Annotated in this window: 12 protein-coding genes and 1 riboswitch; of the genes, 10 read left to right on the top strand and 2 right to left on the bottom strand. The window is 69.6% G+C overall.

Annotation, left to right across the window (positions count from 1 at the left end; all coding sequences use genetic code 11):
• Window positions 1-43: 43 nt before the first annotated feature.
• The 3 genes from OG504_RS32710 to sugE all read left to right on the top strand — a co-directional run bounded on the left by OG504_RS32710 (window position 44) and on the right by sugE (window position 1,299).
• Entirely contained in the window at window positions 44-391 is a 348-nt protein-coding gene (locus OG504_RS32710; protein WP_019056704.1) for a DUF3618 domain-containing protein, read from the top strand.
• Window positions 392-447: 56 nt separating this feature from the next.
• Entirely contained in the window at window positions 448-804 is a 357-nt protein-coding gene (locus tag OG504_RS32715) for a co-chaperone GroES (RefSeq protein WP_026150372.1), read from the top strand.
• A gap of 68 nt (window positions 805-872) precedes the next feature.
• Window positions 873-944, top strand: a riboswitch (guanidine-III (ykkC-III) riboswitch).
• A gap of 34 nt (window positions 945-978) precedes the next feature.
• A complete protein-coding gene (gene sugE, locus OG504_RS32720) occupies window positions 979-1,299 on the top strand; it encodes a quaternary ammonium compound efflux SMR transporter SugE (protein WP_405993005.1) in 321 nt (106 codons plus the stop codon).
• Between the two features lie 13 nt (window positions 1,300-1,312).
• Here the strand turns inward: sugE and OG504_RS32725 are convergent, their stop codons facing one another.
• Window positions 1,313-3,766 (bottom strand): transglycosylase domain-containing protein, encoded by a 2,454-nt coding sequence (locus tag OG504_RS32725; protein WP_405993006.1) that lies wholly within the window; start codon window positions 3,764-3,766, stop codon window positions 1,313-1,315.
• A gap of 223 nt (window positions 3,767-3,989) precedes the next feature.
• Between OG504_RS32725 and OG504_RS32730 the strand changes: the two genes are divergently transcribed.
• The 4 genes from OG504_RS32730 to OG504_RS32745 all read left to right on the top strand — a co-directional run bounded on the left by OG504_RS32730 (window position 3,990) and on the right by OG504_RS32745 (window position 7,549).
• On the top strand, window positions 3,990-4,790 hold the full coding sequence (locus OG504_RS32730; RefSeq protein ID WP_405996490.1) for an ABC transporter permease: 801 nt from the start codon (window positions 3,990-3,992) through the stop codon (window positions 4,788-4,790).
• Between the two features lie 88 nt (window positions 4,791-4,878).
• On the top strand, window positions 4,879-5,655 hold the full coding sequence (locus OG504_RS32735) for an ABC transporter permease (RefSeq protein WP_405996491.1): 777 nt from the start codon (window positions 4,879-4,881) through the stop codon (window positions 5,653-5,655).
• 2 nt (window positions 5,656-5,657) lie between these two features.
• Window positions 5,658-6,635 carry an ATP-binding cassette domain-containing protein gene (locus OG504_RS32740; protein ID WP_405993007.1) on the top strand — a complete coding sequence of 326 codons (978 nt, stop codon included), beginning with the start codon at window positions 5,658-5,660 and terminating at the stop codon, window positions 6,633-6,635.
• A 56-nt stretch (window positions 6,636-6,691) separates the two neighbouring features.
• The gene (locus OG504_RS32745) at window positions 6,692-7,549 is read left to right on the top strand and encodes a DUF1707 domain-containing protein (RefSeq protein WP_405993008.1); all 858 of its coding nucleotides are present in this window, start codon (window positions 6,692-6,694) and stop codon (window positions 7,547-7,549) included.
• A gap of 24 nt (window positions 7,550-7,573) precedes the next feature.
• Here the strand turns inward: OG504_RS32745 and OG504_RS32750 are convergent, their stop codons facing one another.
• The gene (locus tag OG504_RS32750) at window positions 7,574-8,908 is read right to left on the bottom strand and encodes an SGNH/GDSL hydrolase family protein (RefSeq protein ID WP_405993009.1); all 1,335 of its coding nucleotides are present in this window, start codon (window positions 8,906-8,908) and stop codon (window positions 7,574-7,576) included.
• Between the two features lie 106 nt (window positions 8,909-9,014).
• On the opposite strand from OG504_RS32750, the gene OG504_RS32755 reads away from it, so the two are divergent.
• The 3 genes from OG504_RS32755 (at window position 9,015) to OG504_RS32765 (ending at window position 12,509) form a co-directional block, all read left to right on the top strand.
• Entirely contained in the window at window positions 9,015-10,367 is a 1,353-nt protein-coding gene (locus OG504_RS32755) for a DUF445 domain-containing protein (RefSeq protein ID WP_405993010.1), read from the top strand.
• A gap of 78 nt (window positions 10,368-10,445) precedes the next feature.
• Window positions 10,446-11,960 (top strand): MFS transporter, encoded by a 1,515-nt coding sequence (locus OG504_RS32760; RefSeq protein ID WP_405993011.1) that lies wholly within the window; start codon window positions 10,446-10,448, stop codon window positions 11,958-11,960.
• A gap of 114 nt (window positions 11,961-12,074) precedes the next feature.
• The gene (locus tag OG504_RS32765) at window positions 12,075-12,509 is read left to right on the top strand and encodes a hypothetical protein (protein ID WP_405993012.1); all 435 of its coding nucleotides are present in this window, start codon (window positions 12,075-12,077) and stop codon (window positions 12,507-12,509) included.
• Window positions 12,510-12,511: the final 2 nt, after the last annotated feature.

Raw genomic sequence — 12,511 nt, forward strand, 5'->3', positions numbered from 1 at the left:
AGACTGTCCGGCACAAGTACCAGCAGACTTCGGAGGCCGTACGGTGACGGACACGTCGAACACGCCGGACACCAGAACCCCGGCGCAGATCGAGGCGGACATCAAGCGCCGCCGCGATGTCCTCGCCGACACGCTCGACGAGATCGGGGTGCGGGTGCACCCGAAGACCATCGTGGGCGACGCGAAGGCCAAGGTCGCGTCCAGCATCGATCACACCCTCGGCAGGGCGTACGTCGGCGTCAACCGGGTCGTGAGTGACGTCAAGGGTCAGTTCGTGGACGAAGAGGGCGCGCCGCGCGTCGAACGGATCGTTCCTGTGGCTCTGGTCGCCGTCGGTGTCGTGGGCCTGTTCGTCCTCGGCTCCCGGCGCCGCAGTGGTCGTAAGGGCTGAAACCGTGGGTCACCCGGCCGCGTACGGACGGGTCCTGGGCAGGTAGGTTCGTGGGTGTGAGCGCCAAGAGAGACGAGCAGAGCACCCAGCACGACAAGCTGCCCATCCGGATGCTGCACGACCGTGTGCTCGTGCGGCAGGACAAGAGCGAGGGCGAGCGGCGTTCGGGTGGCGGGATCCTGATTCCCGCGACGGCGGCCGTGGGGCGCCGGCTGGCCTGGGCCGACGTGGTCGCCGTAGGCCAGAACGTGCGGACCGTGGAGCCCGGCGACCGGGTCCTCTACGACCCCGAGGACCGTGCCGAGGTCGAGGTGCGCGGGGTCGCCTACGTCCTCATGCGGGAGCGGGATCTGCATGCCGTGGCCGCCGACCGGTTCGAGGGGTCCGAGGACTCGACCGGGCTGTATCTGTAGGACGCGTATCGGTAAGCGGCAAGCCTCGAAGGGGCTGGTGACCGTCGTCACCAGCCCCTTTTGCCGTCCCTTTGCTACGTTGGAATGCAACCCGACGAGACGCGCCGTACCGGGACAGCGACACGGAAAGACGACGCACCCCCGTTCAGTACGTACGTCTCGGAGGTGCCTGTCATGGCCTGGGTCCTGCTCGTCGTCGCCGGTCTGCTCGAAGTCGGCTGGTCTGTCGGCATGAAGTACACGGACGGGTTCAGCCGCCTTGTCCCCAGTGTGTTCACCGGCGCCGGAATCGTCGCCAGCATGCTGCTGCTCTCGTACGCCGCGAAGTCGCTGCCCATCGGTACCGCCTACGGCGTGTGGGTCGGGATCGGCGCGGCCGGGGCGGCGGTGCTCGGCATGGTGGTGCTGGGGGAGCCTGCTACCGCCGCCCGGATCTTCTTCGTGTGTCTGCTGCTGGTCGCGGTCGTGGGGCTGAAGGCGACCTCCGGTCACTAGCCGGGGGAGTTGGTCACTCCTTCTTGCGGCCGGTGCTCTGCGGGCCCGCCGTCGTCCCCCCGGTCGTCGTGCCACCGGTGGTGCCGTCCGTCGTGGTCCCCGTTGTGTCGCCCGTCGTCGTGGTCCCGCCGTCCGTGGTCGTGCCCGTCGTGCCGCCGGTGGTCGTGGTGCCGCCGTCGGTCGTCGTGCCGCCCGTGGTGGTGGTGCCGTCCGTCGTGGTGCCCGTGGTGCCGCCGGTCGTCGTGGTGTCGCCGCCGGTGGTCGTCGTGCCGCCGTCCGTCTGGCCGCCCCGCGTGCCGCCCTGGTCGCCCTGGCCGCCGGTGGTGGTCGTACCGCCGTTGTCCTGGTCGCCCGTGGTCGCCGGCTGGCTGGGCTGGAGGCTCGGGGGTGCGACGGTCTCGGCGCCGTCCTGGAGCTGGAGGTCGAAGTCGCTCGCCTCGGTGCCCTTGAGGGCGGACTTGGTGTACTGGGCCCAGATCTCGGCGGGCGCGCCGCCGCCGTTGACACGTTCGAGGCCCATCGCGCCGTAGAGCGACTTGTGGGCGGCGGTCGTCGGGTCCTGGCCCATGACCGAGACGACCGTCGCCAGGTCGGGGGTGTAGCCCGCGAACCAGGCCGCCGTGTCCTCCTCCGCCGTGCCGGTCTTGCCGGCCGCCGGGCGGTCGGCGCCCTGGGCCGCGGTGGCCGTGCCGTTGTCGACGACGCTCTGCAGGACCGAGGTGGTGGTGTCGGCGGCCTCGCGGCTCACCGCCCGGGTCGTCTTGTTGGCCGGCAGCTTGACGTCGTTCGTGCCGTCCTTGGTGATCTTCGAGATCATCGTGTACGTGTGCCGCTGACCGTGGTTGGCGATCGTGGCGTACGCCTCCGCCATGTCGAGGACGCTCGCGGTGGACGGGCCGAGCGCGATCGACGGGGTCGCGGTCAGGTCGGGGGTGTCGGACGGGATGCCCAGGTCGACGGCGGTCTGCTTGACCTTCGTGGGGCCCACGTCGACCGCCATCTGCGCGTACACCGAGTTGACGGACTTGTCCGTCGCCGTACGGACGGTGATGTCGCCGTAGGAGGCCTGGTCCTCGTTCTCGGGCGCGTACGAGCCGCCGTTCCAGCCTTCCACGGGGCGCTTGTTGGTGCCGTCGTAGTAGGTGTTGGGCGTGATGGTCTGGCCGTCCTGGGTCTGCGAGTCGTTCTGGATCGCCGAGGCGAGGACGAACGGCTTGAAGGTGGAGCCGACTTGGAAGTCGCCGCGGGTCGCGCCGTTCGTGTACTGCTTCACGTAGTCGATGCCGCCGTACATCGCGACGATGCTGCCGGTCTTGGGGTCGACCGAAGCGCCGCCCGCGCGAACGTAGTTGTCGACCTTGCGGCTCTTCTTGTCGAGCTTGGACATGACCTGGTCGTTGACGGCCTTCACGAAGGCGTCCTGCTTGCTCTTCTGGAGCGTGGTGGTGATGCGGTAGCCGCCGGCTTCGAGGGTGTCCGCGTCGATGATCTTGTTGGTGGTGAGGTAGTCCTTGATCGCGCCGACGATGTAACCGCGCTGTCCGGACATGCTCGTTGAGGCGGTGGCCTCCTTCGGCATGGGGAACTTCATGCCGGTGCGCTCGGACTGGCTGAGCCAGCCCTTCTTGACCATGCCGTCGAGGACGTAGTTCCAACGGGCCACCGCCGCGGCCTTGTTCTCGGGATGCGCCACGACGTCGTACTCGCTCGGCGCGTTCAGCAGCGCGGCGAGGTAGGCGCCGCGGCCGGCGTCGAGGTCGGTGGCGTCCTTGCCGTAGTAGGCCTGGGCTGCGGCCTGGATGCCGTACGCGTTGCGGCCGAAGTAGCTGGTGTTGAGGTAGCCCTCCAGGATCTCGGCCTTGGACTCCTCGCGGTCCAGCTTGATCGAGATGAAGAACTCCTTCACCTTGCGGGTGACGGTCTGTTCCTGGCCCAGGTAGTAGTTCTTGACGTACTGCTGGGTGATCGTCGAGCCGGACTGGGTGCCCTTGCCGGTCGCGGTGTTCCACGCGGCGCGGACCATCGCCTTGGGGTCGACGGCGGACTCGGTGAAGAAGTCCCGGTCCTCGGCGGCGAGTACTGCGTGCTGGGCGTTCGCGGAGATCTGGTCGAGGCCGACGTTCTCGCGGTTGACCTCGCCGTCGCGGGCGAGTTGGGAGCCGTCCGCGTAGAGGTACACGTTGGACTGCTTCATCGCGAGGGCGTTGGCGGGCGGGATCTTGACCAGCGAGTAGCCGAGGAAGAACGCGCCGATCAGCAGCGCCGCGAGCACGACGAGCCCGCCGAGCGTCATCCGCCAGGTCGGGATCGCCCGCCGCCATCCGGTGCGCTTGGGCCGCTTGGCCTTCTTGGGCTTCTCGCCCCCGGCCGCCCCGGGCGCCCCAGGGGCCTCGGGTGCGGCAGCCGCTTCCGGCTCTCTCGGTGCCCAGCCCTGGTTCGGCTGCTGCGGCTGCGGCTGGTCGCTCATGTCGTGCACGGACTCCTGTTTCGCGTCGTACGTTCCCCTACGCCCTCGCGTACGTTCCTGTACGGCCTTGTGCGCTTCTGCGCCCCCAGACGAAGACTCTCGCACCATGCGTTCCGTTCCCGCCGATCGGCACGCACTTGCCCGGAAAATGCGTGGCGTGCGTCACCACCTGCGGACTAGGCTCCTGCGCTTCGGTGTCAAGAGGCGGTGGAGGGTGGTTTCTGTGGGCGGTGGGCGGTTGTACGCGGCCGTCGCGGCGGGGGGTTTCAGGCGGTACGCGACGTACCGGGCAGCGACGCTCGCCGGGGTCTTCACCAACACCGTCTTCGGTGTCGTCCTCGTCTACACGTACCTGGCGCTGTGGGACCAGCGCCCGCATCTCGGGGGGTACGACCAGGCGCAGGCGGTGACGTACGTGTGGCTGGGGCAGTGCCTGTACGCGACGCTGGCGATCCAGGGCGGCGGGTTCGAGAAGGACCTGATGGAACGGATCCGCACGGGCGACATCGCCGTCGACCTGTACCGCCCCGCCGACCTCCAACTCTGGTGGCTGGCAAGCGACTTCGGGCGGGCCCTGTTCCAACTCCTGGGCCGGGGCGTGATCCCGTTCACGTTCGGCGCGCTGTTCTTCCCGATGGCGCTGCCCACGGACGTCGGATCCTGGGCGGCTCTCCTGGTGTCCCTGCTGCTGGCGATCCTCGTCAGCTTCGGCATCCGCTACCTCGCGGCCCTGAGCGTGTTCTGGCTGATGGACGGCACGGGCATCAACCAGGCCATGATGATCCTGGGGATCTTCTGCTCGGGCATGGTGCTCCCGCTGAACGCCTTCCCGGGCGCGCTCGGCGATGTCGTCCGGGCGCTGCCGTGGGCGGCGCAGATCCAGATGCCGGCGGACGTGCTGATGGGGAAGACCGATCCGCTCCACGCGTACGCCTTCCAGGCGACCTGGGCGGTGGTGCTGCTCACGGCGGGGCGGCTGATGCAGTCGGCGGCTACGCGGAGAGTGGTGGTGCAGGGTGGCTGAGACGACCCGAACGAGTGAGGGGACAACCTTCAAGTACACGAGTGACGGTGAACTCCCGCGCTGGCGCGAGGGGTTGCGCGCCTACGGGATGATCGCCGGGATGTGGATCCGGTCGAGCATGACCTACCGCGCGTCCTTCGTCATCACGGTGTTCGGCAACCTGCTGGTGACCGGCCTGGACTTCGTCACGATCCTGCTGATGTTCTCGCAGGTCCACTCGCTGGGCGGCTGGTCCCTGCCCGAAGTCGCCTTCCTCTACGGCCTGTCGGCGACCGCGTTCGGCATCTCCGACCTCGTGCTCGGCTCGATGGACGTGCTCGGCGCCCGCATCCGCGACGGCTCCTTCGACACCCTTCTCGTGCGCCCCGTGCCGGTGCTGGCCCAGATCGGCGCCGACCGGTTCGCGCTGCGCCGCCTGGGCCGGATCACCCAGGGCGGCCTGGTGCTGGGCTACGCGCTGCTCCACATCGACGTCAACTGGACAGTGGGGAAGCTGCTGTTGGTGCCGATGATGCTGATCTGCGGCGCGGCGATCTTCGGGGCGCTGTTCGTGGCGGGCGCGGCCTTCCAGATCCTGGCGCAGGACGCGGCCGAGGTGCAGAACGCGTTCACGTACGGCGGCACCACGCTGTTGCAGTATCCGCCGGCCGTGTTCGGCAAGGACTTCGTGCGGGGCGTGACCTTCATGCTGCCGCTCGCCTTCGTCAACTGGGTGCCCGCCTCCTACGTGTTGGGGCGGCCGTACCCGCTGGATCTGCCGCCGGGCGCGGAGTTCGCGTCGCCGCTGGTGGCACTCGGCTTCTGCGCGCTGGCCGCACTGGCGTGGCGCGCCGGGCTCAAGTCGTACCGAAGCACTGGGAGTTGAGGGTGACAGAGCAGGCGTTCATCGAACTGGACCGCGTCGAGAAGGTCTTCGACGTACGCAAGAAGACCGGGTTCATGAAACGGGAACGGCGGCAGGTGCGCGCCGTCGACTCGATCTCCTTCACCGTGGCACGCGGCGAGATGGTCGGCTACATCGGCCCGAACGGCGCCGGGAAGTCGACCACCATCAAGATGCTGACCGGCATCCTCACCCCGAGCGGGGGCCGGCTGCGGGTCGCCGGTATCGACCCGTCCCGCGAGCGCACCCGGCTCGCACACCGCATCGGCGTGGTCTTCGGCCAGCGGACCACCCTCTGGTGGGACCTCCCGCTGATCGACTCGTACAAGCTGATGCACCGCATGTACCGCATCCCGGACGCCCGTTACGCCGAGAACCTCGACCGCTGTGTCGAACTCCTCGAACTGGGCGCCCTGTTGGACGTCCCCGTACGACAGCTCTCGCTCGGCCAGCGGATGCGCGGCGACATCGCGGCGGCCCTGCTGCACGACCCCGAGGTGCTCTACCTCGACGAACCGACCATCGGCCTGGACGTCATCTCCAAGGCCAAAGTCCGGGAGTTCCTGCGGGAGTTGAACGCCGAACAGGGCACCACGGTCCTCCTCACCACCCATGACCTCCAGGACATCGAGCAGCTCTGCTCGCGCGTGATGGTCATCGACCACGGGCGCCTGATGTACGACGGCCCGCTCACCGGTCTGCACGAGGCGGGGGAGAGCGAGCGGACGCTGGTGGTGGACCTGGAACGGGAGTTGCCCCCGATCGAGGTACCGGACGCGCGGGTGGTGAAGGTGGAGGGACCGAGGCAGTGGCTGGCGTTCCCGGCGTCGGAGTCGGCGGCTCCGCTGGTCGCGCGGATCGCGGCGGAGTACCCGATGGTGGACCTGTCGGTGCGGGAGCCGGACATCGAGGCGGTCATCGCCAAGATGTACGCGGAACAGGCCGAGAAAGCGGTCTCGTAGACCGGGGTGAAGTCACCTCATGGCCCTGCGCGGAGTGACCTCGTAGGCTGCTCTGTATGACCGACGACGCAGTCCCGGAACTCCGCGCATCCGACGCCGACCGTGAGCGGGTCGCCGAGGTGCTGCGCGACGCCGTCGCGGAGGGCCGCCTCGACATGGAGGAGTTCGAGGAGCGTCTGGAGGCGACGTACAAGGCGCGCACGTACGGCGAACTGACGCCCATCACCCAGGACCTGCCGGTCGCCGGGGTCACCCCGCCGCCGGTGAACATGGTCAAGGAGCCGGTGGACAGCGGGAGTTGGGCCGGGCGGATCGTCGGCGGCGAGGGGTCCTCGACCGCCGCCGTGGCCATCATGTCCGGGTTCCAGCGCAAGGGACGCTGGACGGTCCCGAAGCGGTTCACCGCCGTCGCCTTTTGGGGCGGTGGCGAGATCGACCTGCGCGAGGCGAACTTCGCGGACCGCGAGGTCGAGATCAACTGCATCGCGATCATGGGCGGCGCGCAGATCATCGTGCCGCCGGGCGTCGAGGTCGTCGTCCGCGGCATCGGCATCATGGGCGGCTTCGACCACAGCCAGGAGGGCGTGCAGGGCGACCCGGGCGCCCCGCGCGTGATCGTCACGGGCTTCGCCTTCTGGGGCGGCGTAGGCGTGGAACGCAAGGTGACCCGCGCGGAACGCCAGCGCCTCAAGGAGGAGCGCCGCCAGGAGAAGCTGGAGCGCGGCTCGTCCGCCAAGCAGCTCTACGGCTCCCACCGCGACGCCCTGTCCGGCCTGAACGACGCCCACCGCGAGGCCATGGAGGAGCACCGCGAGGCGATCCGACGCCGCCACGAGGAGCGCAGGGAACGGCACGATGAGCGCCGCGAGCGGCAGCGGGAGCGGCGGGACCGCAGGCACCGCGACTGGGACTGACGTTTCTCCAGGAAGCGGACCGGCTCACAACTGGGCGGGGACCGCGCCCTTCAGGTCCGCCAGGTCGATCGTCGCGGCCATCCTCCGGTAGCCCCGGTCGCTGGGGTGGAGATGGTCGCCCGAGTCGTACTCGGAGGCGAAGCGGCGCGGGTCGTACGGGTCGCGGAGCGCCTTGTCGAAGTCGACGACGGCGTCGTAGACCGTGCCGTTCCTGATCGCCGCGTTGACCTGCCGGCGCACCGCGTTCCGGCCCGCCGAGTAGCGGGGGTGGCCACCGAAGGGCATCAGGGTCGCGCCGATGACCTTGATGCCGCGGGCGTGGGCCTGGCGGACCAGGGTGCGCAGGCCGGTGAGGACCCGGTCGGCGGTGGCGCCGTGCAGGACGTCGTTGACGCCGAGGTCGATGACGACGGCCTTGACGTTCGGACGGCCGAGCACGTCACGGCCGAAGCGGACGAGGCCGCTCTGGTTCTCGGCGGGCCGGCCGGCGAGGCTCGTGAGTATCTGGTTGCCGCTGATGCCCTCGTTGACGACGCTGTAGCGCGGCACGTCCTGCCCGGCCGCGACGGCCGCGCGCAGCCGCTCCGAAAAGGCGTCCGGCCAGCGGCGGTTGGCGCTCTCCGTCGAGGTGGACCCGTCGGTGATCGAGTCGCCGAACGCGACGACCGTGCCGTTCGCCTGCTCGCTCAGTACGTCCACCGCGGTCAGGTAGCGCCAGATCGCGGTGCGTTCGCGGTACGGCGTGCCGGTCGCGTCCTCGGCGTGGTCGCCGTCGGCGAGATAGGAGATCTGCCGCGCGTACGGGTGGTAGGTGACCGGTCCCGACGCGGTGGGGGAGTAGGTGGTGACCAACAGGTCGGCGCCCGCCGGGACTTGGAGGCGCACGGCGTCGCTGAGGGTCTGTCCCCCGGCCGGGATCGTGACCGAGGTCGCGCCGCCGCCGAAGGTGAGCCGGCGCATGGTGCCCGCGGCCGCGGCGGAGCTGTTGCGGGCGGCGGCGACGGCGATCGAGGCGTGCGTGATGCTGAGCGGGGCCCGGCCGTAGAGGTTGGAGAGGGTGATCCGGGCGCCCGCGCCGCCGGCGCTTGTGTGGACGATGTTGCGCACCGAGCGGCCCGCCATGCCGGTCTGCTCCGTGCCGGTCTCGGCGCGCACCGGGGCGGCGGCCCAGGCGCCCACCCAGGTGCCGGCCGAGGCGGGGGCGGCGGAGTTGCCGCCGGAGCGGGAACCGGAGGAGTTCTTCCCGTCGTCGCCCCGGCTTCCGTCGCCCGCGGCGGCCCCGACGTATATGCAGACGGAAAGGACCGCGATCAAGGTGATGATCGCGGTAAGCAGGGCATAACCACGTCGCTTGGTCACGCGGTACGGATCTCCTCGGGTGAGTGGCAGGGCCCTGCCATTTTGCCCGATCGGGTGACTGCGGGAACTCCTGTTCCGTTCTGGGAGTCGGTCAGGAAGGGACAATATGTACGGTACCGGCGAACGGGTGGAGCGGATGGAACGGACAGAAGCGGGGCTGGGGGCGGCGACCGAGCGTGACGGGTCCCGCCGCACGATGACCACGTTCAGCGCGGCCGACCAGGAGCGGCAGCGCGGCGTCCGCCGGATGAAACTGACGGCGCTGGCGTTGTTGCTCTTCGTGGCCGTCGTCTACGTGCTCGCGAAGTGGGCGTCGCACTCGGGCGCCGGTCCCTGGGCGGGCTATGTCGCCGCGGCGGCCGAGGCGGGCATGGTCGGTGCGATGGCCGACTGGTTCGCGGTCACCGCCCTCTTCCGCCACCCGCTGGGCCTGCCCATCCCGCACACCGCGATCATCCCCACCAAGAAGGACCAACTGGGCGTCTCCCTGGGCGAGTTCGTCGGCGAGAACTTCCTCTCCGAGGAGGTCGTACGGCAGCGCCTGCGCGCGGTCGGCATCGGCAGCCGCCTCGGCGCCTGGCTCGCCGTACCGGAGCACGCGGACCGCGTGACGGCCGAACTGTCGGCCGCCCTGCGCGGTGCGCTCACCGTCCTGCGGGACTCCGACGTCCAGGCGATCGTCGGCGAGGCGATCACCCGCCGGGCCGACGCCCAGGAGATCGCGCCGGGCATAGGGAAGACGCTGGAGAAGATCGTCGCCGACGGCGGTCACAAACGGGTCGTGGACCTGATCGTGGCCCGCGCGCACGACTGGCTGGTCCTGCACGACGAGCAGGTCATGGACGCCGTCGAGGGCGGGGCCCCCGGCTGGACCCCGAGATTCGTCGACAAGCGCATCGGCGAGCGCGTCTACAAGGAGCTGCTCCGCTTCGTCACCGAGATGCGCGACATGCCGTCCCACCCGGCCCGCGGCGCCCTGGACCGCTTCCTCGGCGACTTCGCGGCCGACCTCCAGTCCGACACGGAGACCCGCGCGCGCGTGGAGCGCCTCAAGGGTGAGGTCCTCGGCCGCGGCGAGGTCCAGGACCTGATCGCCAGCGCGTGGACGTCCGTCCGCTCGATGATCGTGTCGGCCGCCGAGGACGAGCGCAGTGAGCTACGGCTGCGGGTGCGGGCCTCGCTGCTGTCGCTGGGCGCGAGGATGGCCGTGGAGCCGAAGCTCCAGGCGAAGGTCGACGGCTGGGTCGAGGGCGCGGCGGTGTACGTCGTCACGACCTACCGCAAGGAGATCACCTCCCTGATCACGGACACGGTGGCCGGCTGGGACGCCGAGCACACCACCCGGAAGATCGAGGCGAACATCGGGCGTGACCTGCAGTTCATCCGGATCAATGGCACGGTGGTGGGGTCGTTGGTGGGCTTGTTGATCTATACGGTGACGCGGCTGGTGGGGGTGTAGGGGCGGGTGCGGGCGCGGGTGTAGGGGCCGATTCCCGGGGGCACCCGGAGGGGGTTCGCTCGACGAGGAGGAACCCACATGGCGAGTGCGAGTGCGAGTGAGAGCGCGGGTGCCGGGACCCCGGCAGGGAGCGGTGGCCGGACGATCACCTCGTCCATTCCCGCCCGGCTCGACCGCCTTCCGTGGTCCCGCTGGCACTGGACGATCGTCATCGGCCTCGGCACCGTGTGGATCCTCGACGGCCTGGAGGTCACGGTCGTCGGCAACATCGCGAGCCGCCTCTCCGAGCCCGGTAGCGGGCTGCCGATCAGCTCCGGCCAGGTCACCGGTATCGCGGCGGCGCTGTATGTGGCGGGCGCGTGCGTGGGCGCCCTGTTCTGGGGGCACCTCACGGACCTCTACGGCCGTAAAAAGCTCTTCATGATCACGCTGGTGGTGTACCTGGCGGCGACTGCTCTGACCGCGGCCTCCTTCTCCACCTGGTGGTTCTTCACGTTCCGCTTCCTCACCGGCTTCGGGATCGGTGGCGAGTACGCGGCGATCAACTCCGCGATCGATGAGCTCATCCCGGCGTACTGCCGGGGCCGCGTGGATCTGATCATCAACGGCAGTTTCTGGGTGGGCGCGGTGGGAGGTTCGTTGTTGTCGATCGTCGCGCTGAACACCAACATCTTCGCGGCGGACGTGGGTTGGCGGCTGACCTTCGCGCTGGGCGCCGTGCTCGCCCTGGTCATTCTTCTCGTACGACGGCATGTGCCGGAGAGCCCGCGCTGGCTGCTGATCCATGGCCGGGACCGGGAGGCGGACGAGGTGGTGACGTCGATCGAGCGCCGGATCGAGGCGGAGCAGGGGCACGAACTGCCGCCCGCCGAGGGCGAGATCACCATCCATCAGCGCAAGAGTGTCTCGTTCGGGGAGATCGCCCGCACGATCTTCCACGACTATCCGAAGCGCGCGACGCTCGGCTTCTCGCTTTTCATCGGCCAGGCGTTCCTCTACAACGCGATCACCTTCGGCTTCGGCGCGATCCTGACGAAGTTCTTCAACGTGCCTACGGGGAACACCGGTTACTACTTCGCGGTCATCGCCGTCGGCAACTTCATGGGCCCGTTGTTGTTGGGCAAACTGTTCGACACGGTCGGGCGCCGGGTGATGATCTCGTCGACGTATCTGCTCTCGGGGCTGTTGCTGTTCGGTACGGCCTGGCTGTTCGACCGGGGTTCGCTGAGCGCGACCACGATGACGGCGTGCTGGTGCGCGGTCCTGTTCTTCGCGTCGGCGGGTGCGTCCAGCGCGTATCTGACGGTCTCGGAGATCTTCCCGATGGAGACCCGGGCGATGTCGATCGCCTTCTTCTACGCGCTGGGTACGGCGGCGGGTGGGATCAGTGGGCCGCTGCTGTTCGCGGACCTCACGGGGACGGGGAAGGTCGGCGACACGGTGCTCGCGTTCCAGATCGGGGCCGGGTTGATGTGTGCGGCGGGGCTGGTGGCGGCGGTGCTGGCGGTGCGGGCGGAGGGGCGGTCGCTGGAGGATGTGGCTACGCCGTTGACTGCGGTGAAGTCGCCTTCGGTCGGTGGTGCGGCGGGGTAGGCGGGGGCGACGGGGTAGGCGGGGGCGGCGGGGTCGGCGTAAGGGGGACGGGTCTGGTGGATCTGAGTACTCGTACTCTGTCGTGGCCCCGCCTCACGGATGACCCTCGTACGTATGACCGAGAAGCTGCTGAGCCCCCTGCGGACGCGCCCCTGGCCGGAACGTTGGCTGACCCGGATGCTCGGTGCGGGGATCGCGACGGCGGCGTACGTCGTCTGCGTTCCGTCGGGATCGGTGCCGGTGCCGGTGCCCGCGTCGGACGAGGTGCCCGGTGGCGGCGGGGTGGCACTCGCGGTGATCCTGGTGGTGCTGGCGGGCTACTTCGGCCGCAGGGACGACCTGGCCTGGCCGTTGCTGGTGGTGGCGGTGCCGCCCGCGGTGCAGATGTACGTGTCCTTCGAGTCGGAACAACCGCTGGCGTGGGCGTTCGCGACGCTGGTGATCGCGGCGGGGTCGCTGATCGCGGCGACGGTGGGACGCTGCTTCAGGCCGCGCGGCGCGGAGGATTCGACCGACGGTGTGGTGTGCGGCGCCGCCCAGCGATCGTGAGG

The organism is Streptomyces sp. NBC_00986 (assembly GCF_045162565.1).
In the GTDB taxonomy this organism is placed as follows: Bacteria; Actinomycetota; Actinomycetes; order Streptomycetales; family Streptomycetaceae; genus Streptomyces.

Bases quoted from the DNA above. Each gene is read 5' to 3' on its own strand.
- sugE (WP_405993005.1), top strand. From the start codon at position 979: ATGGCCTGGGTCCTGCTCGTCGTCGCCGGTCTGCTCGAAGTCGGCTGG.
- OG504_RS32725 (WP_405993006.1), bottom strand. From the start codon at position 3,766: ATGAGCGACCAGCCGCAGCCGCAGCAGCCGAACCAGGGCTGGGCACCG.
- OG504_RS32735 (WP_405996491.1), top strand. From the start codon at position 4,879: ATGATCGCCGGGATGTGGATCCGGTCGAGCATGACCTACCGCGCGTCC.
- OG504_RS32745 (WP_405993008.1), top strand. From the start codon at position 6,692: ATGACCGACGACGCAGTCCCGGAACTCCGCGCATCCGACGCCGACCGT.
- OG504_RS32755 (WP_405993010.1), top strand. From the start codon at position 9,015: ATGTACGGTACCGGCGAACGGGTGGAGCGGATGGAACGGACAGAAGCG.
- OG504_RS32760 (WP_405993011.1), top strand. From the start codon at position 10,446: ATGGCGAGTGCGAGTGCGAGTGAGAGCGCGGGTGCCGGGACCCCGGCA.
- OG504_RS32765 (WP_405993012.1), top strand. From the start codon at position 12,075: ATGACCGAGAAGCTGCTGAGCCCCCTGCGGACGCGCCCCTGGCCGGAA.